Origin of the sequence: Pantoea eucalypti, assembly GCF_009646115.1 — a bacterium.
GTDB classification, from domain to species: Bacteria; Pseudomonadota; Gammaproteobacteria; order Enterobacterales; family Enterobacteriaceae; genus Pantoea; species Pantoea eucalypti.
Window position 1 is genome coordinate 908,953 of sequence record NZ_CP045720.1, and the last position, 25,463, is coordinate 934,415.

General features: G+C 55.1%; 20 protein-coding genes and 2 tRNA genes. 19 read left to right on the forward strand and 3 right to left on the reverse strand.

Annotated features, from left to right (window positions below; genetic code table 11):
* Positions 1-26: 26 nt before the first annotated feature.
* From surE to rpoS, 4 genes are all read left to right on the forward strand, one after another.
* Positions 27-788: a 5'/3'-nucleotidase SurE gene (gene surE, locus EE896_RS04305; RefSeq protein ID WP_003849099.1), complete on the forward strand. Its 762-nt coding sequence runs from the start codon at positions 27-29 to the stop codon at positions 786-788.
* Positions 782-1,408 carry a protein-L-isoaspartate(D-aspartate) O-methyltransferase gene (locus EE896_RS04310; protein ID WP_140916650.1) on the forward strand — a complete coding sequence of 209 codons (627 nt, stop codon included), beginning with the start codon at positions 782-784 and terminating at the stop codon, positions 1,406-1,408. Before surE ends, EE896_RS04310 begins: the two co-directional genes overlap by 7 nt.
* A gap of 162 nt (positions 1,409-1,570) precedes the next feature.
* Positions 1,571-2,671, forward strand: a complete 1,101-nt coding sequence (nlpD, locus tag EE896_RS04315; RefSeq protein ID WP_140916651.1) for a murein hydrolase activator NlpD — start codon at positions 1,571-1,573, stop codon at positions 2,669-2,671.
* Positions 2,672-2,728: 57 nt separating this feature from the next.
* Entirely contained in the window at positions 2,729-3,721 is a 993-nt protein-coding gene (gene rpoS / locus EE896_RS04320) for an RNA polymerase sigma factor RpoS (RefSeq protein WP_003849090.1), read from the forward strand.
* A gap of 128 nt (positions 3,722-3,849) precedes the next feature.
* On the opposite strand, the gene mutS is transcribed toward rpoS, so the two are convergent.
* Positions 3,850-6,411, reverse strand: a complete 2,562-nt coding sequence (gene mutS, locus EE896_RS04325) for a DNA mismatch repair protein MutS (RefSeq protein WP_140916652.1) — start codon at positions 6,409-6,411, stop codon at positions 3,850-3,852.
* Between the two features lie 304 nt (positions 6,412-6,715).
* Positions 6,716-7,384, reverse strand: coding sequence for a two-component system response regulator NarL (narL, locus tag EE896_RS04330; protein WP_050540861.1), 669 nt, complete (start codon positions 7,382-7,384; stop codon positions 6,716-6,718).
* A gap of 295 nt (positions 7,385-7,679) precedes the next feature.
* Between narL and EE896_RS04335 the strand changes: the two genes are divergently transcribed.
* The 7 genes from EE896_RS04335 (at position 7,680) to EE896_RS04365 (ending at position 17,523) form a co-directional block, all read left to right on the forward strand.
* A complete protein-coding gene (locus tag EE896_RS04335) occupies positions 7,680-9,071 on the forward strand; it encodes a NarK family nitrate/nitrite MFS transporter (RefSeq protein WP_140916653.1) in 1,392 nt (463 codons plus the stop codon).
* Positions 9,072-9,172: 101 nt separating this feature from the next.
* Positions 9,173-12,934, forward strand: coding sequence for a nitrate reductase subunit alpha (locus EE896_RS04340; RefSeq protein ID WP_140916654.1), 3,762 nt, complete (start codon positions 9,173-9,175; stop codon positions 12,932-12,934).
* Positions 12,931-14,475 (forward strand): nitrate reductase subunit beta, encoded by a 1,545-nt coding sequence (gene narH, locus EE896_RS04345; protein WP_003849078.1) that lies wholly within the window; start codon positions 12,931-12,933, stop codon positions 14,473-14,475. Before EE896_RS04340 ends, narH begins: the two co-directional genes overlap by 4 nt.
* Entirely contained in the window at positions 14,472-15,200 is a 729-nt protein-coding gene (gene narJ / locus EE896_RS04350) for a nitrate reductase molybdenum cofactor assembly chaperone (RefSeq protein ID WP_039660779.1), read from the forward strand. Before narH ends, narJ begins: the two co-directional genes overlap by 4 nt.
* Positions 15,197-15,874 carry a respiratory nitrate reductase subunit gamma gene (narI, locus tag EE896_RS04355; protein ID WP_008927097.1) on the forward strand — a complete coding sequence of 226 codons (678 nt, stop codon included), beginning with the start codon at positions 15,197-15,199 and terminating at the stop codon, positions 15,872-15,874. The genes narJ and narI overlap by 4 nt, the downstream gene beginning before the upstream one ends.
* A gap of 150 nt (positions 15,875-16,024) precedes the next feature.
* On the forward strand, positions 16,025-17,107 hold the full coding sequence (gene mltB, locus EE896_RS04360; protein WP_003849072.1) for a lytic murein transglycosylase B: 1,083 nt from the start codon (positions 16,025-16,027) through the stop codon (positions 17,105-17,107).
* A gap of 80 nt (positions 17,108-17,187) precedes the next feature.
* Entirely contained in the window at positions 17,188-17,523 is a 336-nt protein-coding gene (locus EE896_RS04365) for a zinc ribbon domain-containing protein YjdM (protein WP_003849071.1), read from the forward strand.
* Positions 17,524-17,556: 33 nt separating this feature from the next.
* Here EE896_RS04365 and EE896_RS04370 read toward each other — a convergent pair whose 3' ends face one another.
* Positions 17,557-18,444, reverse strand: coding sequence for a dihydrodipicolinate synthase family protein (locus EE896_RS04370; protein WP_078804911.1), 888 nt, complete (start codon positions 18,442-18,444; stop codon positions 17,557-17,559).
* Between the two features lie 166 nt (positions 18,445-18,610).
* On the opposite strand from EE896_RS04370, the gene tam reads away from it, so the two are divergent.
* From tam to EE896_RS04410, 8 genes are all read left to right on the forward strand, one after another.
* Positions 18,611-19,387: a trans-aconitate 2-methyltransferase gene (gene tam / locus EE896_RS04375; protein WP_140916657.1), complete on the forward strand. Its 777-nt coding sequence runs from the start codon at positions 18,611-18,613 to the stop codon at positions 19,385-19,387.
* 105 nt (positions 19,388-19,492) lie between these two features.
* Positions 19,493-19,987, forward strand: a complete 495-nt coding sequence (gene pncC / locus EE896_RS04380; RefSeq protein ID WP_003849065.1) for a nicotinamide-nucleotide amidase — start codon at positions 19,493-19,495, stop codon at positions 19,985-19,987.
* A gap of 95 nt (positions 19,988-20,082) precedes the next feature.
* Positions 20,083-21,153, forward strand: coding sequence for a recombinase RecA (gene recA, locus EE896_RS04385; protein WP_003849064.1), 1,071 nt, complete (start codon positions 20,083-20,085; stop codon positions 21,151-21,153).
* A 124-nt stretch (positions 21,154-21,277) separates the two neighbouring features.
* Complete coding sequence (locus EE896_RS04390) at positions 21,278-21,796, forward strand: regulatory protein RecX (RefSeq protein WP_105099839.1); 519 nt, start codon at positions 21,278-21,280, stop codon at positions 21,794-21,796.
* 133 nt (positions 21,797-21,929) lie between these two features.
* Entirely contained in the window at positions 21,930-24,557 is a 2,628-nt protein-coding gene (alaS, locus tag EE896_RS04395) for an alanine--tRNA ligase (RefSeq protein ID WP_105099838.1), read from the forward strand.
* A 249-nt stretch (positions 24,558-24,806) separates the two neighbouring features.
* Positions 24,807-24,992: a carbon storage regulator CsrA gene (gene csrA / locus EE896_RS04400; RefSeq protein ID WP_008927091.1), complete on the forward strand. Its 186-nt coding sequence runs from the start codon at positions 24,807-24,809 to the stop codon at positions 24,990-24,992.
* A gap of 282 nt (positions 24,993-25,274) precedes the next feature.
* Positions 25,275-25,367, forward strand: a tRNA-Ser gene (locus EE896_RS04405).
* A gap of 8 nt (positions 25,368-25,375) precedes the next feature.
* Positions 25,376-25,452: transfer RNA gene (locus EE896_RS04410), tRNA-Arg, on the forward strand.
* Positions 25,453-25,463: the final 11 nt, after the last annotated feature.

Below are 25,463 nucleotides of genomic sequence, written 5' to 3' on the forward strand. Positions count from 1 at the left end.
GTCGAATAAAAAAAGGTCAGAACGAAATGCGGATATTGCTCAGCAACGATGACGGCATTCATGCACCGGGTATTCAGACTCTGGCGAAAGCCCTGCGGCAGATTGCTGACGTGCAGGTTGTTGCCCCCGATCGTAACCGAAGCGGTGCCTCTAACTCATTAACGCTGGAAACACCTCTGCGTACCTTTACCCATGAAAACGGCGATATCGCGGTTCAGATGGGAACGCCGACCGATTGCGTATATCTGGGGGTGAATGCGCTGATGCAGCCACGCCCTGACATTGTGGTGTCAGGCATTAATGCCGGTCCCAATCTGGGCGATGATGTGATCTATTCCGGTACGGTGGCAGCAGCGATGGAAGGGCGGCATCTTGGCCTGCCTGCAATCGCTGTGTCGCTCAATGGCCATCAGCACTACGCGACCGCAGCGGCAGTGACCTGCGCGCTTCTCCGGGCGCTGACGCATGAACCCCTGCGCACTGGCCGCATTCTCAATATCAATGTCCCCGATCTGCCACTCTCCGAGCTGAAAGGTATCCGCGTGACGCGCTGTGGCAGTCGCCATCCGGCTGATCAGGTGATCGCGCAACAGGATCCACGCGGCAATACCCTCTACTGGATAGGTCCACCGGGCGAAAAACTCGATGCAGGCCCGGATACAGATTTCGCTGCCGTTGATCAGGGCTACGTTTCTGTCACCGCGCTGCATGTTGATTTAACGGCGCACAGCGCGCAGAACGTGCTCAGCGACTGGCTGGCAAAAGCTGAGGTGAACCTGGCATGGTGAATCGGCGTATTGAGACATTGCTGTCACAACTGCGTCAGCAGGGCATTGATGATGAAAACCTGCTGAAAGCCATTAGCGAGGTGCCGCGTGAACGCTTTATCGACGAGGCGTTTGAGCATAAAGCCTGGGACAATGTTGCCTTACCTATCGGCTCCGGTCAGACGATATCACAGCCTTACATGGTCGCGCGGATGACCGCGCTGCTCGGGCTTAATCCGCATTCGCGTGTGCTGGAGATTGGCACAGGTTCTGGTTACCAGACGGCGATTCTTGCCCATCTGGTGGACCATGTTTATTCAGTGGAACGCATCAAAGGCCTGCAATGGCAGGCTAAACGCCGCCTGAAGCAGCTGGATCTGCACAAGGTCTCTACCCGTCATGGCGATGGCTGGGAGGGCTGGCCTTCACGGGGGCCGTTCGACGCCATTATTGTCACTGCCGCACCTCCGGAAATTCCGATTGCGCTGATAGCACAACTGGCAGAAGGCGGCATTATGGTGCTGCCGGTTGGCGAAGAGCAGCAGGTACTCAAGCGGCTGCGTCGTCAGGGCGAAGAGGTCATCGAGGAGATCATTGAGCCGGTGCGTTTTGTTCCGCTGGTGCAGGGCGATCTGGCCTGATGCTCTTCGTATTTCTTCACAACTGTTTCATGGCACCACGTACCTGATGTTGTTACTATCCAGTTTATTCAACAAAAATGCAGAAATTATCGCGCCACGCAGAGCATTCTGCTGACAGGTACAGTGAAGCAGATAGATCAGAGTTGCCATCACGGGGGATTAATGAGCACGGGAAGCACACTTTTTCAGTTACGCCGTCTGGCGGCGCTTTCACTGGTAGGTTTTTGGCTGGCAGGCTGCAGCTCCAGCGACAATTCTCAGGCACCTATCAGTCGCGTTGGCGATGAGGGCGGCATGATGAACAGTCAGGCGGGAGGAGGCCAGGTTTCTGGTGGCATTCCAGCCGCGCCGTCTCAGGGACAAATGTTAAGCAGAAATTCATCATCTACCCCCAGCAATGGTGGAATGATTAGTACCAGCAGTAATGTTGAGACGCAGAATGGCCGGATAGTGTACAACCGCAGTTACCAGAATATTCCTAAGGGTAGCTATTCCGGTGAAACATATACCGTTAAGCGTGGCGACACGTTGTTTTATATTGCCTGGATTACCGGCAATGATTTCCGTGACTTAGCCCAGCGCAACAACGTTCCCGCGCCTTATAGCCTGAATGTCGGCCAGACTTTACAGATTGGAAATGGGTCGGGTCAGCCGATTACCGGTGGCAATCCCATTACCGTTGCTGATGCAACACAGGGCGGGGTCCCTGTGGCACCACAAATTAAATCGCCTGTTGTTGCACAGCAACCTGTTATTACGTATTCTGATGATTCGGGTAATTCGGGTGGCAGCAAATTGTTGCCTTCGAAAGGAGCAAATGTTGCAACGACAACAGCTCCAGTAGTTACCGCACCCCCAACGGTTAGCAGTACAACCAACAGTTCAACGCCGGTCGGAAGCTGGCGCTGGCCGACTGACGGGAAGATTATCGATAACTTCTCTGCCGCCGAAGGTGGCAATAAAGGTATCGATATCGCCGGGACGCGCGGACAATCTGTTGTCGCCACTGCTTCAGGACGAGTGGTTTACGCAGGTAACGCACTCCGGGGTTACGGTAATTTAATCATCATCAAACACAATGATGATTACCTGAGCGCCTACGCCCACAACGATACAATGCTGGTTCGGGAACAACAGGAAGTTAAGGTGGGGCAAAAAATCGCTACCATGGGTAGCACCGGAACCAGTTCAGTCAGATTACACTTTGAAATTCGTTACAAGGGGAAATCCGTAAACCCGTTGCGTTATTTGCCGCAGCGATAATCCGGCAGAACAAAACAGATGTATGTTCTGCCCTGGAATCACGGGTAGGAGCCGCTTATGAGCCAGAATACGCTGAAAGTAAACGAGTTACATGAGAACGCGGAATTCGATGAGAACGGAGCTGAAATTTTTGACGAGAAGGCACTCGTTGAAAACGAAGCCAGTGATAGCGACGTAGCGGAAGAAGAGTTGCTTTCACAGGGTGCGACGCAGCGTGTATTAGATGCGACGCAGCTCTATCTCGGGGAGATTGGCTATTCTCCGTTGTTAACGGCAGAGGAAGAAGTTTTCTTCGCTCGCCGTGCATTGCGGGGTGATATCCCTTCCCGTCGCCGTATGATCGAAAGTAACTTACGTTTGGTGGTGAAAATCGCCCGTCGTTACAGCAATCGTGGTTTAGCTCTGCTGGACCTGATTGAAGAAGGTAACCTCGGCCTGATTCGCGCCGTAGAGAAATTTGACCCGGAGCGCGGGTTCCGTTTCTCAACGTACGCCACCTGGTGGATTCGTCAGACAATTGAACGGGCGATCATGAATCAAACCCGTACCATCCGTCTGCCGATTCACATTGTAAAAGAACTGAATGTTTATCTGCGTACAGCGCGTGAACTTTCCCACAAGCTCGACCATGAGCCAAGTGCGGAAGAGATCGCCGAACAGCTGGATAAGCCGGTTGATGACGTAAGCCGCATGTTACGTCTTAACGAACGCATTACCTCGGTTGATACGCCATTAGGCGGTGATTCTGAAAAAGCGCTGCTGGACATTCTGGCCGATGAAAAAGACAACGGCCCGGAAGACACCACGCAGGACGATGATATGAAACAAAGCATCGTCAAATGGCTGTTCGAACTGAACGCCAAGCAGCGTGAAGTGCTGGCGCGTCGTTTCGGCCTGTTGGGCTATGAAGCGGCAACACTTGAGGATGTAGGTCGTGAAATCGGCTTAACCCGCGAGCGTGTACGCCAGATTCAGGTTGAAGGTTTGCGCCGTCTGCGCGAAATCCTGCAGGCGCAGGGCCTCAGCATTGAAGCACTGTTTCGTGAATAATCGTATTTAAGATGGTCTGAGTAAGAATGCAAAAAGCGATGGTGAAAACCATCGCTTTTTTTATGTCTGCAGAAAATTTTTGCTGTTGATTAACGGCGCACTGCGCAATAACGCGGTGCGCCACACTGTCAGACCAGCGATTTAAGACGATAAATCCAGTCGAGCGCCTGGCGCGGTGTCAGCGTATCCGGATCCAGCGCCTCAAGTGCTTCCACGGCAGGCGAGGTCTCTTCAACCAGCAGCGGTAGCTGAGAACCATCGATCGTCGATGAAGCCGAATGGTTTGAAACGTTCTCAAGTTCTTTGAGCTTATTGCGCGCCCGCTTAATCACCTCTTTAGGCACGCCCGCCAGCGCTGCGACCGCCAGACCGTAACTCTTACTCGCGGCCCCTTCCTGCACGCTGTGCATAAAGGCGATAGTGTCACCGTGCTCAACCGCATCCAGATGGACGTTGACCACGCCTTCCATTTTTTCCGGCAGGGTGGTCAGCTCAAAGTAATGGGTAGCAAACAGCGTCATTGCCTTGATGCGATTCGCCAGGTTTTCGGCGCAGGCCCAGGCCAGCGATAAACCGTCGTAGGTGGAGGTTCCGCGTCCAATCTCATCCATCAGCACCAGGCTGTTTTCGGTGGCGTTGTGCAGGATGTTGGCGGTTTCGGTCATTTCAACCATAAAGGTCGAGCGCCCGGAGGCGAGATCGTCTGCGGCACCGACACGGGTAAAGATGCGATCCAGCGGACCAATCAGCGTCTCATCGGCGGGAACAAAACTGCCGATCCATGCCATCAGTGCAATCAGTGCTGCCTGCCGCATATAGGTACTCTTACCGCCCATGTTTGGCCCGGTAATGATTAACATCCTGCGCTGGGGTGCCAGCGACAGCGGGTTGGCAATAAACGGCTCTTTCAGAACCTGTTCAACCACCGGATGGCGACCCCCGCTGATTTTAATCCCGGCTTTTTCCTGCAAGACCGGACGGCAATAGTTCAGTGACCAGGCGCGTTCCGCCAGGTTGCTCAACACATCCAGCTCTGCCAGCGCGGCAGCACTCAGCTGCAGTGCTTCAAGGTGCGGCAGCAACTGGTCGAACAGTGCCTCATACAGGCTTTTCTCCAGCGACAGCGCTTTGCCCTTCGAGGTGAGGACCTTGTCTTCGTACTCTTTCAGTTCAGGAATGATGTAGCGTTCAGCGTTTTTCAGCGTCTGACGACGGACATAGTGCATCGGAACCTGATGACTCTGTCCTCGGCTGACCTGGATGTAGTAGCCATGCACACCGTTAAAGCCGACTTTAAGGGTATCCAGTCCCAGCTTTTCGCGTTCGCGAATCTCCAGCCGGTCAAGATAGTCGGTTGCGCCATCGGCCAGCGCGCGCCACTCATCCAGCTCTGCGTTATAACCAGGCGCAATTACTCCGCCGTCACGGATCAGCACAGGCGGTGACTCAATCACCGCCTGCTCCAGCAGCTCACGTAACGCGGTGAACTCGCCCATCTGCACGCGCAGTTTCTGCAGCTGCGGTGCTTCAACATCGGCCAGCAGCTGGTTCAGTTCTGGCAGTTGCTGAAACGCATGACGCATGCGGGCCAGATCGCGCGGACGGGCTGTACGCAGCGCCAGGCGGGCCAGGATTCGCTCAAGATCGCCGACCTGACGCAGCACTGGCTGCAATACGTCGCTGAGATTTTGCAGCTCAGCAATCGACTCCTGACGCTGGTTGATGATGCGCGCATCGCGCAGCGGCATATGCAGCCAGCGCTTCAGCATCCGGCTGCCCATCGGTGTGACGGTTTTATCCAGCACGGCCGCTAAGGTGTTGTCGGTGCCGCCGGCCAGGTTCTGGGTGATCTCCAGATTACGGCGGGTGGCGGCATCCATGATGATGCTGTCCTGCTGCCGCTCCATGCTCAGCGAGCGGATATGGGGCAGCGTAGTGCGCTGGGTATCTTTGACATATTGCAGCAGGCAGCCCGCCGCACTCAGTCCGAGGTGCGCATTCTCCACGCCGAAGCCATTGAGATCGCGGGTGCCAAATTGCAGGTTCAGCTGCTGACGCGCGGTGTCGATTTCAAACTCCCACAGCGGACGGCGGCGCAGGCCACGTCGCTGATCAATCAGCGACATCGCCTGAAAATCTTCGGGGTAGAGCAGTTCAGCGGGATTGGTGCGTTGCAGCTCTGCCGCCATGGTTTCTGCATCGGCAGGCTCGCTCAGGCGGAAACGGCCTGAACTGATATCCAGCGTGGCGTAGCCAAAACCGCGCGGACTTTGCACGATTGCAGCCAGCAGGTTGTCGTGCCGCTCCTGCAGCAGCGCCTCGTCACTGATGGTGCCTGGCGTGACGATTCGCACCACTTTGCGCTCAACCGGGCCTTTGCTTAGTGCCGGATCGCCTATCTGCTCACAGATGGCCACGGACTCGCCCAACTGCACCAGTTTTGCCAGATAACCTTCAACCGCATGATAGGGCACGCCAGCCATCGGGATCGGTTCACCCGCTGACGCACCGCGTTTGGTGAGTGAAATCTCCAGCAGCTGAGAGGCGCGCTTTGCGTCGTCATAAAACAGCTCGTAGAAGTCACCCATACGGTAAAACAGCAGAATGTCAGGATGCTCTGCCTTGAGGCGCAGGTACTGCTGCATCATGGGTGTGTGAGAAGGAAAGTCCTTTTCGGTTGGCTCTTGCATAAGGTTTTAGCTCATCTTTAATGCGGTAAATTTCTGGCGATCAACGCCCATGAAACCGAAAGGATTCCAGGCGCGCTGGATGATCAGATGATAACGAATAGGGCAGTGCATATGCCAGCCTGATAATCACCCCGATCCTGACCGGGTATAACCTGGCTGGCATCCTGACAAATGTGGCGGCGGTTGGCGACAGAAAAGTACCTGGTTTCCTGATTCTGATGTGGGGCTGCGAGACAGCTCGCGGTTTCTGCGACAGCTTTCGGCAGGCAGGGCGGCAACACGCCGCATCAGGGCGTGTTGCAGATCAGTGCAGCCCGTTTTGCAGCGCCCAGACGGCGGCTTCAAGTCGCGACTTAAGGTTCATTTTCTTCAGCAGATATTTGACGTGGACCTTGACCGTACTTTCACTGATGTCCAGTTTGCGGGCGATGGCTTTGTTGGTCATGCCGTCGCTGATCAGTTGCAGGATCTCGCGTTCACGGCGGGTCAGCTGATTAATGTCGCGCGTCTGACCAGGCTGCGCTTCGCGTAATCGGGCAACCAGAATCGGTGTCAACGCTTCGCTCAGCACGATCTGTCCGGCAGCCGCCTGATGCAGCGCTTTCAGCAGGTCTTCCGGTTCCATATCTTTCAGCAGATAACCATCAGCACCGCGTTTCAGCGCGCTGATCACATCCTCTTCATTATCTGAAACGCTGAATACCACCACCCGGCCAGAGAGGGCGATTTCACGCAGCTGGGTTAGCGTATCCAGTCCGTTCAGGCCTGGCATATTGAGATCAAGCAGGATCAGATCGGGATCGTGCAGCTGTGCCAGCGTCAGGCCATCAATGCCATTACCTGCTTCGGCAACGACCTGCAGTCGCTCATCCAGCGCAATCAGCTGCTTAAGTCCACTACGCAGCATGGGATGGTCATCGATCAGTAAAAGCGTAAATTTCCCGTCCGTCACTATGGCTCCTGTTCCTGTCATCTGCGTCAGCCCCGGCGGGCGACAATGCCTATCTTAACGGGTAAGTCCGGTCGCTATATACCCCTTGTGGACTACTCCTTTATTTCCATTCAGACATCCCTTTGCTGACGGCGCTTGCGGCTGCCATTAAACCGCATGATTTATAAGGGTTATAAGCAGCCAGCTAACTACTTAACCGGGATGGTCAGGGATTGCCGCGCCTTTGTAACCTGCCTTGCCGTTGATTTGTATCAAGCAAGCCGCCAGGCCGGATACGCAGGATATGCACAATTATTATTCTGCTGATGAGAAATTTATGACCCAATCCGCTCCTTTGCAAACTCCGATGCGCGGCGCATTAATTCAGGACTGGCAGCCGGAAAACGAGGCGTTCTGGCAGGCGCGCGGTAAGCGTATCGCCAGCCGTAACCTGTGGATTTCTGTTTTCTGCCTGTTGCAGGGTTTCTGTGTCTGGATGTTGTTCAGCACCGTCGCGGTTAACCTCAATAAAGTGGGCTTTAACTTCAGCACCGAACAGCTCTTTTTACTGACCGCACTGCCGTCGGTTTCTGGCGCCTTGCTGCGTGTTCCTTACTCTTTTGTTATTCCCATCTTTGGCGGACGCCGCTGGACAGCCTTCAGCACTGGCATCCTGATCATTCCCTGTCTGTGGCTTGGTTTTGCTGTACAGGACAGCCAGACTTCATTCACCACTTTTATGGTGATTGCTCTGCTGTGCGGTTTTGGCGGTGCTAACTTCGCTTCAAGCATGGGCAACATCAGCTTCTTCTTCCCCAAAGCCCGTCAGGGCGGCGCGCTGGGCATCAACGGCGGTCTGGGTAATCTTGGCGTCAGCGTGATGCAGTTTGTTGCACCGCTGGCCATCTCCTGCGCCATTTTTGGTTTTGCGGATACAGGCCATACCACTGTCACCGGCGACAGCATCTGGCTGGAAAATGCGGCCTGGATATGGGTGCCGTTTCTGGCACTCGGCACGCTGGCGGCCTGGTTCGGCATGAACGACCTGGCAGCGGCGAAATCCTCGCTGCGTGAACAGTTGCCGGTGCTGAAACGCCCACACCTGTGGGTTATGGCATTGCTCTATCTGGCGACCTTCGGTTCATTTATTGGGTTCTCGGCCGGTTTTGCCATGCTGGCGAAGACTCAATTCCCTGATGTTGTGATCATGCATTACGCCTTTTTCGGCCCGCTGATTGGCGCGCTGGCCCGTTCAGCAGGTGGCATCATCTCTGACCGTCTCGGCGGCACCCGCGTCACGCTGGTCAACTACATCCTGATGGCGCTGTTTACCGCGCTGCTGTTCCTCACCCTGCCGGGTGACGGACATGACGGCTCATTTATCGCCTTCTTCGCCGTATTTATGGGCCTGTTCCTGACCTCCGGTCTGGGCAGCGGCTCTACCTACCAGATGATTGCGGTGCTCTTCCGCAAGCTGACGCTGGAACGTATCAAAGCTGAAGGCGGCGACGATGCGCATGCGCAGCGTGAAGCTGGAACGGAAACCTCGGCTGCGCTCGGCTTTATCTCCGCCATTGGCGCGCTGGGCGGCTTCTTTATTCCGCAGACCTTTGGCCTGTCGCTCGCGATGACCGGTTTACCCGCTGGCGCGATGAAAATCTTCCTGGTCTTTTACCTCTGCTGTATCGCAGTGACCTGGCTGGTTTACGGACGAAAAGCCCGCGCCTGATAACGATAAAGCCGGTGTGGCACACCGGCAAAATTTTCCTTTCTGTGTCACGACAGATGCAGAGTCAGCAATGTCATACAACGCCTTCAGGAGTATTCCGGATGAGCAAGTTTCTTGATCGATTTCGTTATTTTAAACAGCTGGCCGAGCCGTTTTCCGGCCAGCATGGCCAGACCTTAAACAGCAACCGCGACTGGGAAGATGGCTATCGCAGCCGCTGGCAGCACGATAAAATCGTGCGCTCCACCCACGGTGTTAACTGTACCGGCTCATGCAGCTGGAAAATCTATGTGAAAAACGGTCTGGTCACCTGGGAGACCCAGCAGACCGACTATCCACGTACCCGTCCCGATCTGCCCAACCATGAGCCGCGCGGTTGTCCACGCGGTGCAAGCTACTCCTGGTATCTCTACAGCGCTAATCGCCTGAAATATCCGCTGATGCGCAAGAAGCTGATTCAGTTGTGGCGCGACGCGAAAGCGCAGCACAGCGATCCGGTGGAGGCCTGGGCATCCATCATCAGCAATCCGGAAAAAGCAAAAAGTTATAAGCAGGCGCGTGGCCGCGGGGGCTTTGTTCGTTCCAGCTGGCAGGAAGTCAATGAGATGATCGCCGCTGGGAACATCTGCACCGCGAAAACTTACGGCCCTGACCGCATTGTCGGATTCTCGCCGATTCCGGCAATGTCGATGGTCTCTTATGCGGCAGGCGCACGTTACCTGTCGCTGATTGGTGGCACCTGCCTGAGCTTTTACGACTGGTATTGTGACCTGCCGCCAGCGTCACCGATGACCTGGGGCGAGCAGACCGACGTGCCGGAATCGGCTGACTGGTACAACTCCTCTTACATCATCGCCTGGGGCTCTAACGTGCCGCAGACCCGCACCCCGGACGCCCACTTCTTTACCGAAGTCCGTTATAAGGGAACGAAAACCGTGGCGATCACCCCAGACTACGCTGAAGTCGCGAAGCTGTGCGATCAGTGGCTGAGTCCGAAGCAGGGCACCGACAGCGCGATGGCGCTGGCAATGGGCCATGTGATGCTGAAAGAGTTTCATCTTGATCGCGAGGTTGGCTATTTCCGCGACTACGTGCGACGTTATACCGATATGCCGATGCTGGTCATGCTGGAACCGCGCGAGGGCGGCTACTTCGCGGCAGGCCGTCAGCTGCGCGCCAGCGATCTGGTGGATGGTCTGGGTCAGGAAAATAACCCGGAATGGAAAACCGTCGCAATCAACGAGGCGACCCGCGAGCTTACCGCGCCGCAGGGATCTATCGGCTTCCGCTGGGGCGAAAAAGGCAAATGGAACCTGGAGCAGCGCGACGGTCTGTCACAAAAAGAAGTGGAACTGCAGCTTAGCCTGCTCGGCAGCCACGATGAGGTGGTTGAGGTCGGTTTCCCTTACTTTGGCGGCATCACCAGTGAGCATTTCAACAGCGTCGCGCTGGATGAGATCCTGCTGCACAAACTGCCGGTGAAACGCCTGCAGCTGGCCGATGGCAGCGAAGCGCTGGTCACCAGCGTTTACGACCTGACCCTGGCAAACTATGGTCTGGATCGCGGTCTGGACGATGCCAACTGCGCGCAAAACTATGATGAGATCAAGGCCTATAGCCCGGCCTGGGCGGAACAGATTACGGGCGTTTCCCGTCAGAACATCATCCGCATTGCCCGCGAGTTTGCCGAAAACGCCGAGAAAACCCGTGGCCGTTCAATGATCATCGTCGGTGCCGGTATGAACCACTGGTATCACATGGACATGAACTACCGTGGCCTGATGAACATGCTGATTTTCTGCGGTTGTGTGGGTCAGAGCGGAGGTGGCTGGGCGCACTATGTCGGCCAGGAAAAACTCCGTCCGCAGACCGGCTGGGCCCCGCTGGCCTTTGGACTCGACTGGCAGCGTCCGCCACGTCAGATGAACAGCACCTCCTTCTTCTATAACCACTCCAGTCAGTGGCGTTATGAAACCCTGGCCACCAGCGAACTGCTGTCACCGCTGGCGGACAAAAGCCGCTACAGCGGCAGCCTGATCGACCTTAACGTACGGTCCGAACGTATGGGCTGGCTGCCGTCTGCGCCTCAGCTTAACGTCAACCCGCTGCACATCGCGGCACAGGCGAAAGCCGCCGGTCAGTCACCGCTGGATTATACCGTGGAGAGCCTGAAGCAGGGCACCATGCGGTTCGCCGCTGAACAGCCGGACGACCCGCAGAACTTCCCGCGCAACCTGTTTGTCTGGCGGTCCAATCTGCTTGGCTCTTCCGGTAAAGGGCATGAGTACATGCTGAAATACCTGCTGGGTACCGAAAACGGTATTCAGGGCAAAGATTTGGGCCAGCAGGGCTGCGTGAAGCCCGAAGAAGTTGAATGGCTGGACCAGGGCGCCGAAGGCAAACTGGATCTGGTGGTCACACTCGACTTCCGCATGTCGAGCACCTGTCTCTATTCCGACGTGGTGTTGCCTACCGCCACCTGGTATGAAAAAGACGATATGAATACCTCGGATATGCATCCGTTTATTCATCCGCTTTCGGCCGCTGTCGATCCTGCCTGGGATTCAAAAAGCGACTGGGAGATCTACAAAGGCATTGCCAAAGCTTTCTCCGATCTCTGTCCTGGCCATTTAGGCGTTGAAACTGACGTGGTTACGCTGCCGGTGTTGCATGATTCGCCAGCCGAACTGGCGCAGCCATTTGAGACTAAAGACTGGAAAAAAGGGGAGTGCGACCTGATTCCAGGCAAAACCGCGCCACACATTATGGTGGTGGAACGCGACTATCCGGCGACCTGGGCGCGTTTTACCTCGCTGGGACCGTTGCTGGATAGCCTGGGTAACGGTGGCAAAGGCATCAGCTGGAACACCAGCAAAGAAGTCGATTTCCTCAAACAGCTGAACTACGTCAAAGCGGATGGCCCGGCGGCAGGACGGCCGAATATTGATACGGCGATCGATGCAGCAGAAGTGATCCTGGCGCTGGCACCGGAAACCAATGGTCAGGTGGCGGTGAAAGCCTGGCAGGCGCTGGGCGCTATTACGGGTCGTGACCACACGCATCTGGCACTCAACAAAGAAGACGAGAAAATCCGCTTCCGCGATATCCAGGCGCAGCCGCGCAAAATTATCTCCAGCCCGACCTGGTCAGGTCTTGAAGATGAACACGTTTCTTACAACGCCTGCTACACCAACGTTCATGAGCTGATCCCGTGGCGCACCCTGAGCGGCCGTCAGCAGCTTTATCAGGATCATGAGTGGATGCGCGCCTTCGGGGAAAGCCTGATGGTCTATCGTCCGCCCATTGATACCCGCGCGGCGAAGCCGTTGCTGAACAGCAAGCCCAACGGTAATCCGGAGAAGGCGCTGAACTTCCTGACGCCACACCAGAAGTGGGGCATTCACTCAACCTACAGCGACAACCTGCTGATGCTGACGCTGTCACGTGGCGGACCCATCGTCTGGATGAGTGAAGATGACGCCCGCGAGCTGGGCATTGTGGATAACGACTGGATCGAGGCGTTCAACGCCAACGGCGCGCTGACTTCGCGTGCGGTCGTGAGCCAGCGCATCCCGGCCGGTATGACCATGATGTACCACGCCCAGGAGCGCATCGTGAATATCCCCGGCTCGGAAATCACCAGCCAGCGTGGCGGTATTCATAACTCGGTGACGCGAACCTGCCCGAAACCGACCCATATGATCGGCGGCTATGCGCAGCTCTCCTGGGGCTTTAACTACTACGGCACTGTCGGCTCCAACCGCGATGAATTCGTGGTGGTGAGAAAAATGAACAACGTTAACTGGTTAGATGGGGAAGGCAACGATGCCTGCCAGGGCAGCCAGCAGGAGGTAAAACCATGAAAATTCGTTCACAGGTCGGCATGGTGCTGAACCTCGACAAATGTATCGGCTGCCACACCTGCTCGGTGACCTGTAAAAATGTCTGGACCAGCCGCGAGGGCATGGAATACGCCTGGTTCAACAACGTCGAAAGCAAACCTGGCGTCGGCTATCCGCACGCTTGGGAAGATCAGCAGAAGTGGAAGGGCGGCTGGATCCGTAAGATCAACGGCAAGCTGGAACCGCGCATGGGCAGTCGCGTCGGCCTGCTGTCGAAGATCTTCGCCAACCCGGATGTGCCGGCGCTGGATGATTATTACGAGCCGTTCGATTTCGATTATCAGCATCTGCACACTGCGCCGGCCGGTAAACATCAGCCGATCGCACGCCCGCGTTCGCTGATCACCGGTCAGCGGATGAAAAAGATCGAAAACGGCCCGAACTGGGAAGAGATCCTCGGCGGCGAGTTTGCCAAACGCGCGCAGGATAAAAACTTCGATAACATCCAGAAGGAGATTTACGGCCAGTTTGAACACACCTTCATGATGTACCTGCCACGCCTGTGTGAGCACTGCCTTAATCCGGCATGTGTGGCGACCTGTCCTGGCGGCGCGATCTACAAGCGCGGCGAAGATGGCATCGTGCTGATCGACCAGGATAAATGTCGCGGCTGGCGCATGTGCCTGACCGGCTGTCCGTACAAGAAGATCTACTTCAACTGGAAAAGCGGCAAGTCAGAAAAATGTATTTTCTGTTATCCGCGTATCGAAGCGGGTCAGCCCACCGTCTGCTCAGAAACCTGTGTTGGCCGTATTCGCTATCTCGGCGTGCTGCTCTATGACGCTGACCGCATTGAAGAGGCTGCCGCCGCAGAAAACGAGAAAGATCTCTATCAGAGCCAGCTGGATATTTTCCTTGATCCTAATGATCCCGTGGTGATTGCGCAGGCGCTGAAAGATGGCGTCGCGCAGAGCGTGATCGACGCAGCACAGCGATCCCCGGTTTATAAAATGGCGATGGAGTGGAAGCTGGCGCTGCCGCTTCACCCTGAATACCGCACGTTGCCGATGGTCTGGTATGTGCCGCCGTTGTCACCGATTCAGTCGGTGGTGGATGGTGGGGCGCTGGCGCACACCGGCGTGCTGCCGGATGTGGAAAGCCTGCGCATTCCGGTTGAGTACCTGGCGAACCTGCTGACCGCAGGTGACACCGCACCGGTGTTGCTGGCGCTGAAACGCATGCTGGCGATGCGCCATTACAAGCGCGCAGAAAGTGTGGACGGTGAGCATGATATCCGGGCGCTGGAGCAGGTCGGTCTGACCGAAGCGCAGGCGCAGGAGATGTACCGCTATCTGGCGATCGCAAACTATGAAGATCGCTTTGTGGTGCCCTCCAGCCACCGCGAACTGGCGCGTGAAGCCTTCCCGGAAAGCAAAGGCTGCGGTTTTAGCTTTGGCGATGGCTGCCACGGCAGTGACACCAAATTCAATCTGTTCAACAGCCGGCGTATTGATGCCATCGATGTCAGCAAAAAAACCAGCCGTCCCGAGGAGGCCTCATGATGACGCTGCGTGTTCTGTCACGCCTGCTGGACTACCCGGACGAGGCGTTGTTTACGCACTATCCCGACCTGATTGCGGCACTGGAAGAGGCCAGTGAACTTAACCTGCAGCAGAGCGCACGGCTGGTGCGCTTTATCCATGAGCTCTGCGCCCGGCCAATACTGGATGTGCAGGCTGATTACTGCGAGCTGTTTGATCGCGGCCGCGCCACCTCGCTGCTGCTGTTTGAACATGTACACGGGGAATCCCGCGATCGCGGTCAGGCGATGGTCGATCTGCTTGAACAGTACCGGGCCGACGGTCTGGAGCTGGACAGCAAAGAGTTGCCCGATTATCTGCCGCTTTACCTGGAATATCTCGCCTGTAAAAGCGATGAAGCCGCGCGTCAGGGGCTGGATGACATCGTGCCGATCCTGGCTTTGCTGGCTGCGCGGCTGGAAGCGCGTCAGAGTCCTTATGCTGACCTTTTCAGGGTGTTACTGACGCTATCCGGTAGCGCGGTCGATCCTGCGGCCCTCAAGCCCCAGGTGGCGCAGGAAGCGCGGGACGATACCCCGACAGCACTGGATGCGGTCTGGGAAGAGGAGCAGATTAAATTTCTCGGCGAACAGGGTTGCGCCTCGGCGCAGCAGGCGATGCATCAGCGTCGCTTCGCCGATGCGGTTGCGCCGCAGTATCTGGATATTGCCGCGGCGACGGCGCGCAGCACGGGAGAATCAGCATGAATTTTATTAACACTTTTTTCTTCGATATTTACCCCTATCTTGCCGGAACGGTCTTCCTGGTGGGAAGCTGGCTGCGCTATGACTATGGGCAGTACAGCTGGCGGGCCGGCTCCAGTCAGATGCTGGACAAAAAAGGAATGCGTCTTGCCTCTAACCTGTTCCATATCGGCATCATCGGTATCTTCTTCGGCCATATCGTCGGGATGCTGACGCCGCACTGGATGTATGAATCGTTCCTGCCAATCGACGTGAAGCAGAAGCTGGCGATGATAGCCGGAGGCCTGTTTGGTGCATTGACGCTGGCGGGTGGCGCGCTGCTGCTGAAGCGCCGTCTGACCAATCCTCGGGTGCGGGCCACCAGTAGCGTCGGCGACATTCTGATCCTGACACTGCTGGTGGCTCAGGCCACGCTGGGCCTGCTGACCATTCCGTTCTCCGCTCAGCATATGGACGGCAGTGAGATGATGAAGCTGGTGGGCTGGGCTCAGGCAGTGGTGACCTTCCACGGTGGCGCGTCGCAGCATCTGGAAGGCGTGGCGTTTATCTACCGCGTGCACATGGTGCTGGGCATGACGCTGTTCCTGCTGTTCCCGTTCTGCCGACTGGTGCATATCTGGAGCGCGCCGGTTGAGTATCTGACCCGTCGTTATCAGCTGGTGAGAAACCGCCGCTAAACGCCCGATGGCTGCGGGGGAGACACCGCCCCGCAGCCCTGTTTGATCCACTGCGGCGTTGACGTTTTTTTAACATTCCGGACTGTATGTCACTGCGCTCAACGACTACTATTACCGCATCTGAATTTACCCCTCGTTTATGGATAACCGATGCGTCTTAAGTTAGCCCTCCTTGCGTTCATCCCGCTTCTGGCCTCCTGCAGCAGCAAACCTGAAGTTCCGTCCCAGCAGAAGATGCTGGCTGCACCACAGGGCGGTTTTTTACTGCAGCCGTCCCACAGCGGACAGGCGATGTTCGGCGACTTCGCCGGTAATCCGGCAGCAGAGCAATTTATCGATAAGATGGTGGAGAAGCATGACTTTGATCGTGAGCAGTTGCACAACATCATCGGTCAGGCTAAGCGACTGGATTATGTGCTGCGGCTGATGGATCGCCAGGCGCCGAGCTACACGCCTGCGCCGGGGCCTAACGGTGCCTGGATCCGCTATCGCAACAAGTTTATTACGCCCGATAACGTACAAAACGGTGTGGCGTTCTGGAACCAGTATCAGGATGCGCTGCAACGTGCGCAGCAGGTCTATGGTGTGCCGCCAGAAATTATTGTCGGCATCATTGGCGTGGAAACCCGCTGGGGTCGCGTGATGGGGAAAACGCGAATCCTGGATGCGCTTGCAACCTTATCGTTTAACTATCCGCGCCGCGCCGAGTACTTCAGCAGCGAGCTGGAAACCTTCCTTCTGATGTCGCGTAAAGAGCAGGATGACCCGCTGGCGCTGAAAGGGTCTTTCGCCGGGGCGATGGGCTATGGCCAGTTTATGCCGTCGTCTTACAATGATTATGCGGTTGACTTCAACGGCGACGGTCACGCAAACCTGTGGGATCCGGAGGATGCTATCGGCAGCGTGGCGCACTACTTCCAGAAGCACGGCTGGCGCAGCGGCGAAAATGTGGCGGTTCCGGCCAGCGGTCAGGCACCGATGCTGGAAGATGGCTTCAAAACCCGTTACAGCGTGAGCATGCTGGCGGCGTCAGGCCTGTCACCACAGGGCTCGCTGGACGGAAACGATCAGGTCAGTCTGCTGCGCCTCGACTTAGGCACCAGCTACCAGTACTGGTACGGCTTACCGAATTTCTATGTCATTACCCGCTACAACCACAGCACCCATTATGCGATGGCGGTGTGGCAGCTGGGTGAGGCGGTGAGCAAGGCACGGCAGGGTGGCCTGTTATAAAGGCTATCCTTGTTAACTGTAAGGTTATATGATGACGCCCTTTTTCAGGCCACACAGCCACTGATATCTCTGGAGTCGTTATGTCTTTACCTGCCTGCCCAGCTTGTCACGCCGATTACACCTGGCAAGATGGCGATAACCTCAACTGCCCCTCCTGCGGTCATATCTGGACCGAAGGAGAGGGTGACAGCAGCAACGGATCGCTGGAAGTGCGTGATGCCAATGGCAATCTGCTGGCAGATGGCGACAGCGTCACGGTGATTAAAGATCTCAAGGTGAAGGGCAGCTCCTCATCGCTGAAGATTGGTACCAAAGTGAAAAGCATCCGTCTGGTGGAAGGGGATCACAACATCGATTGTAAAATTGACGGTTTTGGTCAGATGAAATTGAAATCTGAGTTCGTGAAAAAGAACTGAGATCCGGGGCGCAGGGATGCGCCCGTTATTCAGTTAGCTGAAAAGCCGATCGATCGCGGCGCACTGTTCCGCATTCAGCGCACCACCGTAGTTACGTGAGGCGCTGTTCATTGAGTCATAACGACGTGCCACGGCCGTCTTAATCGTCGTCACAAAATCATCGCCAATACTGTAAATTGCCATCAGCCTGCCGATCTGCTGCTGCAGACGCGTCAGCTCAGACAGATTGCCATTTCGCCACGCGGCCATCATCTGCGCAAAGTACTCTGGTACAAGATTATTCAGACCTGAAATCACCCCGGCGCCGCCCGCCAGAAGATTGGGAAGCAGGTATTCGTCATAGCCTGACAGCACGGCGAAATCACTGCGCACTTTGCTGGTCTCCTCAATCATCGCCCGGTTATGCGACAGGCAATCCACCGTATCTTTGATACCCACAAAGTTAGGTAACTTTGCTGCCAGCGCAGCAATCAGCGCTGGCGTCAAATCGCAGCCGGTGCGTGCCGGAAAATTATAGGCAAACCATTTTCCCCCAAGCTGCGCGTCAAGTGCCTCGAAGTAGTGCATCAGTTGCTGTTGCGTCTGGCCGTAATAGTAGGGCGGCAGCACCATCACTGCGTCAAAGTTATTTTTCCAGGCGGCTTCAGTCAGTTCCAGCATGTCAGGGATACAGGTCGCCGAGACATTTGCCACCATTTTTAGAGGTGACAACGGCCTGGCTTCCCTGATCAGCTGTAAACGCTCCTGCTGTGTCAGTGAGGCGAATTCACCAATGCTGCCCATCACCAACAAGGTATCCAGACCGGAATCATTGAGGCGGGCAAAATGTCGTCCGAGCGCGTCGATATCGAGTTCACCCTGCGCATTGAACGGGGTGACGCTAGGGCACCAGACGCCGGCAAAAGCCGATTTTTCACTCATAGCGAACTCCTGGATGGGGCGTTAAAAAATGAAACAGTGTTTTAACTTAATTATTCCAGTCCGTCTCTGCCAGCACATGATTCAAAAGTGAGCAACGTGTCGCACTTTTTCGTCTTTCATCCGTCTCAGTAAGCGGATGCATCTGATAACTGAGCGAGAGGTCATGATGAAAGAGTGGGATCCTGTGCTGTATCGTAAATTTGAAGCGGAACGAACCCGTCCAGCCCGCGAATTGCTGGCGCGCATTAGCCTTGAACAGGTTGAGCAGGTAACCGATCTGGGATGCGGGCCCGGCAACAGTACCGAGCTGCTCGCCGATACCTGGCCGCTGGCGCAGGTCACCGGACTCGACAGTTCAGCGGCGATGTTATCTCAGGCCAGCGAACGCCTGCCGCACTGCCGTTTTGTTCAGGCAGATATTCGCAGCTGGCAGGCAGAGGTGCCGCAGCAGGTTATTTATGCCAACGCTTCTCTGCAATGGCTCGACAACCACACCCTGCTGTTTCCTCATCTTGTCAGCCAGCTGGCAATCGGAGGCGTGCTGGCTATCCAGATGCCTGATAACCTTAATGAGCCCTCGCATCAACTGATGCGCGAGGTGGCGGCAACAGAGCGCTGGCATTCACGCATCAATGCCAGTGCAGTTGAACGTACAGAGCTGCTTTCAACAGGCGAGTACTACAATCTGCTGGTGCAGGCCGGTTGTGAGGTGGATATCTGGCGTACCACCTACTATCACGTAATGGCCGATGCGCAGGCGATTATCAGCTGGCTGCAGGCGACGGGCTTACGACCTTTCCTGGCGACGCTGGATGCGTCTGAACAGACGGCTTTTCTGTCTGATTATCATCAGCGTCTGCTTACCGCCTATCCGGCTCAGGCCGATGGTCAGGTTCTGCTCGCTTTCCCGCGTCTTTTCATGGTTGCGATGAAAAAAGAGTAAGTACGATGGAAAGCCGGTCGCAAAAACAGTGCAATCGGGATAAGCGTCCTTGAAAAAGCAGACTTTCTGCACCACCTTCAATCCACAACCCAGGGAGAAATGGTAATGGATGATCAGCAGTTGCAGGCGCTTAGTGCGCAGATAGGTGAGAAGCTGAAGCAACGCAATGCCACCGTAACCTGTGCGGAATCCTGCACGGGTGGATGGATTGCTAAAGTCTTTACCGATATCAGCGGCAGTTCCGCCTGGTTCGAACGCGGTTTTGTGACCTACAGCAATGAAGCAAAACAACAGATGGTGGATGTGCAGGCTGACTCGCTGGCGCAGTATGGCGCGGTCAGTGAAGCGGTGGTGCGCGAGATGGCGCAGGGTGCCCGCAAGGCGGCCCATGCTGACTACGCGATCTCTGTCAGCGGTATTGCGGGCCCGGATGGCGGCAATGAAGAAAAACCGGTGGGTACGGTGTGGTTCGGCTTTGCCGGTCCACAGGACAACGTGTTGGCGTTGAAGCAACATTTTAACGGCGATCGTGAGGCCGTTCGCCGCCAGTCGGTGGCATGGGCCTTACAGACGCTGTATGGCGAATTTCTGACAAATTAAACTTGATACTGTATGACTATACAGTATAATTACTGGCAACAGAAAGAGTACAGGCACCCTGAGTGCGTGTTTACCCGGCTTGATTAGGAGTTGAAATGGCGATTGATGAAAACAAACAGAAGGCTTTAGCTGCCGCGCTTGGCCAGATTGAGAAACAATTTGGTAAAGGCTCCATCATGCGCTTGGGTGAAGACCGCTCAATGGATGTGGAAACCATCTCTACTGGTTCGCTGTCGCTGGATATCGCGTTAGGCGCAGGCGGTCTGCCAATGGGTCGTATCGTTGAGATCTACGGACCGGAGTCTTCTGGTAAAACCACGCTGACCCTGCAGGTTATCGCGTCTGCGCAGCGTAAAGGCAAAACCTGTGCCTTTATCGATGCTGAGCATGCGCTCGATCCGGTTTACGCCAAGAAACTGGGCGTAGACATTGAGAACCTGCTCTGTTCTCAGCCCGATACGGGTGAGCAGGCGCTGGAAATCTGTGATGCGCTGGCGCGCTCTGGTGCGGTTGATGTCATCATCGTCGACTCCGTTGCCGCTCTGACGCCTAAAGCAGAAATTGAAGGTGAAATCGGTGACTCTCACATGGGCCTCGCGGCACGTATGATGAGCCAGGCCATGCGTAAGCTGGCCGGTAACCTGAAGCAGTCTAATACCCTGCTGATCTTCATCAACCAGATCCGTATGAAAATTGGTGTGATGTTTGGTAACCCGGAAACCACCACCGGTGGTAACGCGCTGAAGTTCTACGCTTCTGTCCGCCTTGATATCCGTCGTATCGGCGCAATCAAAGAGGGCGATAACGTGGTCGGCAGTGAGACCCGCGTTAAAGTGGTGAAAAACAAAATCGCCGCGCCATTCAAACAGGCTGAGTTCCAGATCATGTATGGCGAAGGTATCAATACCTTTGGTGAGCTGGTCGACCTGGGCGTGAAGCACAAGCTGATTGAAAAAGCGGGTGCGTGGTACAGCTATAACGGCGACAAGATTGGTCAGGGCAAATCGAATGCCGGCAACTTCCTGAAAGAGAATGCTGCTGTGGCAAACGAAATTGATCTGAAGTTGCGTGAGATGTTGCTCAACGGCGCGGATGAAAAACTCGCAGCAGCTGACAAGGCTGCCGAGAAAGAAAACGCAGCAAGTGAAGCGAACGAAGACTTCTAATCACTGATGCGGGAGGGGCGAAAGCCTCTCCCATCGTTGTTTCCCCCCGCCATTACTCTTCTTGCCTTCCCTCTGTCCTGTTCTGTCGCCATAATCTCACTCCTGTTTGTACAAGGTGCGCAGTATGACTGAACCCTCTCAGCCCCAACCTGATGTCGTCTCCTATTCCCGTCTGCTGGACCGTGCGATGCGTATTCTTGGCCAGCGCGATCACAGCCGTGCAGAATTAGCCCGTAAGCTGCAACAATCAGCGCAGCGTGCCGCATGGGCACAGAAAAAAGAGCCTGAAATTGTCACTGAAGCGCTGCTTGAACAGGTACTGAATTGGTGCCAGGAGAGCGGCTGGCTCAATGACGAACGTTTTACCGAGCGTTTTATTCAGAGTCGAAGCCGCAAAGGTTTTGGGTCGCAACGTGTGCGCCTCGAACTGGCCCAGAAAGGCATTGACCGTGAATCCATTGATCTTGCGATGGAAGAGACGGAAGTCGACTGGGCGGTGTGCGCGGCTCAGCTGGCGGAACGAAAATTCGGACACCCATTGCCCACAGAGTGGAAAGAGAAAGCGAAAGTACTACGCTATCTGCAGTCAAAGGGCTTTATGACCGAAGATATCCAATCCGTTTTCAGAAATTTTGATGACTAAAAGCCGATGTAATTTTACTTCCCACTGAAGAAAATTTATCTTATTCCCACTTTTTGTTCCACTAATCAGGCACCACGAAAGTGTGGTCGCGCCGATCAGAGGGAACGTTCGTTAGCGTGATTCCAGGACATATATGAGCAAGAGCACTGCTGAGATCCGTCAAGCGTTTCTCGACTTTTTTCATAGCAAGGGACATGAGGTTGTAACCAGCAGCTCCCTCGTACCGAATAACGATCCAACCTTGTTGTTTACCAACGCCGGGATGAACCAGTTTAAAGATGTGTTCCTCGGGCAGGACAAACGTGATTACACACGTGCGACCACGTCACAGCGCTGCGTACGCGCAGGCGGTAAACACAACGATCTTGAAAATGTCGGTTACACCGCACGTCATCACACCTTCTTTGAAATGCTGGGTAACTTCAGCTTTGGTGACTACTTCAAGAGAGAGGCGATTGGTTTTGCCTGGGAACTGCTGACGAGCGAGCAGTGGTTCAGCCTGCCAAAAGAGCGTCTGTGGGTGACGGTCTATGAAACCGACGATGAAGCCTTTGATATCTGGGCGAATGAAATCGGTGTGCCGCGCGAGCGCATTATTCGCATCGGTGACAACAAGGGCAGCGCATACGCGTCTGATAACTTCTGGCAGATGGGCGATACCGGTCCTTGTGGTCCATGCAGCGAGATTTTCTACGATCACGGCGATCACATCTGGGGTGGCCCACCAGGCAGCCCGGAAGAAGATGGCGATCGTTACATTGAAATCTGGAACATCGTCTTTATGCAGTTCAACCGTCAGGCGGATGGCACCATGCTGCCGCTGCCAAAACCGTCGGTTGATACCGGAATGGGCCTTGAGCGCATTTCCGCCGTTCTGCAACATGTTAACTCCAACTATGAAATCGACCTGTTCCAGAAACTGATTCAGGCCGTTGCACAGGTTACCGGTGCAACTGACCTCAGCAACAAATCGCTGCGCGTTATTGCCGACCACATCCGTTCCTGTGCTTTCCTGATTGCCGATGGTGTGATCCCGTCGAATGAGAACCGTGGCTATGTGCTGCGTCGTATCATTCGTCGTGCCGTGCGTCATGGCAACATGCTGGGCGCCAAAGAAGCCTTCTTCTATAAGCTGGTTGCACCACTGATTGAGGTCATGGGCGCGGCAGGCGAAGAGTTGCAGCGTCAGCAGGCTCAGGTTGAGCAGGTGCTGAAAAGCGAAGAAGACCAGTTTGCCAGAACGCTGGAGCGCGGACTGGCGCTGCTGGATGAAGAGCTGGAAAAACTGCAGGGCGACACGCTGGATGGCGAAATCGTCTTCCGTCTTTACGATACCTTTGGCTTCCCGGCTGACTTAACGGCTGACGTCTGCCGCGAACGCAATCTGAAAATCGACGAAGCGGGCTTTGAGCAGGCGATGGAGCAGCAGCGTCAGCGCGCACGTGAAGCGAGTGGCTTCGGTGCTGACTACAGCAATGTTATTCGCATTGATGCCGCCTCATCATTCAAAGGTTATGACCAGCTCGATTTAGCCGCCACGGTAAAAGCGCTCTATGTTGCGGGCGAAGCGGTAGATGAAGTGACCGCAGGTCAGGATGCCGTGGTCGTGCTGGATGAAACGCCATTCTATGGCGAATCAGGTGGTCAGGTAGGCGATACCGGTCTGCTGAAAGGGAAGAATGCTGAATTTAGCGTCCAGGATACACAAAAATATGGTCAGGCAATCGGTCATGTCGGTAAGCTGACCGCAGGGCAGTTGCGTATCGGTGATCGTCTTGAGGCGCAGGTTGATGCGGCACGTCGTGCGCGCATCCGTCTGAACCACTCTGCTACCCACTTATTGCATGCCGCATTGCGTCAGGTTTTAGGTGAGCATGTGGCGCAAAAAGGCTCGCTGGTTAACGACAAATACCTGCGTTTTGACTTCTCGCATTTCGAAGCGATGAAACCTCAGGAGATTCGTCAGGTCGAAGATATCGTCAATGCGCAGATTCGTCGCAACCTGCCGGTTGAAACGGAAGTGATGGATCTGGATGCGGCGAAGTCTAAAGGTGCAATGGCACTGTTTGGCGAGAAATATGATCAGCGCGTGCGCGTTCTGACCATGGGTGATTTCTCAGTCGAATTGTGTGGTGGTACTCACGCTGCACGCACCGGTGATATCGGCCTGTTCCGTATTCAGGCTGAGTCAGGTACGGCAGCAGGTATCCGTCGTATCGAAGCTATTACGGGTGAAGGCGCGCTGGCACAGGTTAATGCGCAAAGCAGTCAGCTGCAGGATCTTGCGCAACTGGTTAAAGCGAACAGCAGCAACCTGAACGAGAAAGTGCGTGGTCTCGTTGACCATGTGCGGGCTCTGGAGAAAGAGTTGCAGCAACTGCGCGACCAGCAAGCTGCCCAGGAGAGCGCTTCACTGAGTAGCAATGCCATCGATGTTAAGGGCGTGAAACTGCTGGTCAGCGAGCTCAACAATGTCGAGCCTAAGATGTTGCGTACCATGGTTGATGACCTCAAGAATCAACTCGGGTCTGCGATTATCGTGCTGGCGACGGTTGCCGAAGGTAAGGTGTCGCTGATTGCCGGTGTGACCAAAGATCTGACTGACCGTGTTAAAGCGGGCGAGTTGATCGCCGGTCTGGCACAGCAGGTAGGCGGGAAGGGCGGTGGCCGTCCTGATATGGCACAAGCGGGTGGTACGGATGCTAAAGGGCTGAAAGGCGCTCTGGCAGGCGTTGAGAGCTGGGTTAACAGCCGCCTTTAATGACTTAGAACAAGGCATTGTAAAAAGCGTCAGAACTCTGGTTCCGGCGCTTTTTAATACGATGCTAAAGCAGCAAATGACAAAGTCAGGCTGATGTAGTGTATTTCGGCTAAACTAACTATCAGCAGAATGTATTGGCGCATCGATGTGCATTGGTGTATCTCTCATAGTCAATGTGCAGCGTTAAATGATGGATAATGCCGGGAGCCTGTACAAGCCCGACTCTTTTAATCTTTCAAGGAGCAAAGAATGCTTATTCTAACTCGTCGAGTTGGTGAAACCCTCATGATCGGTGATGAGGTAACTGTAACGGTGCTGGGTGTTAAAGGTAACCAGGTACGTATTGGGGTTAACGCACCGAAAGAAGTGTCTGTGCATCGCGAAGAGATCTATCAACGCATCCAGGCTGAAAAAACGCAACAAACCAGCGTTTAACGGATTCAGCGTCTCGCACCTGTGCGAGGCGCTACCGCTTTGTCTAAAAATCCTCTCTTTTCTTCTCTCCCGCTTTCTCCCTGTTTAGTTAACGTCATCCTCTCTCATTGTTGATAATTCACTCTTTTTGTCTTCATTTTGCCCCAATTGTGTGTGATTTGCTCAATCAAACAAAGTTTCGGAAAAATTGTTTGACTTAAAAGTCCGGGAAAGTAATATGTGCGCCACGCAGTGCCGATGAGCAGAAACAAGTTCAGACGCACGGTTCGAAAGAAAGCGTAAGGTGAGGTGGCCGAGAGGCTGAAGGCGCTCCCCTGCTAAGGGAGTATACGGTCAAAAGCTGTATCGAGGGTTCGAATCCCTCCCTCACCGCCATTTTCGATGCATCCATAGCTCAGCTGGATAGAGTACTCGGCTACGAACCGAGCGGTCGGAGGTTCGAATCCTCCTGGATGCACCATCGAAAATAAA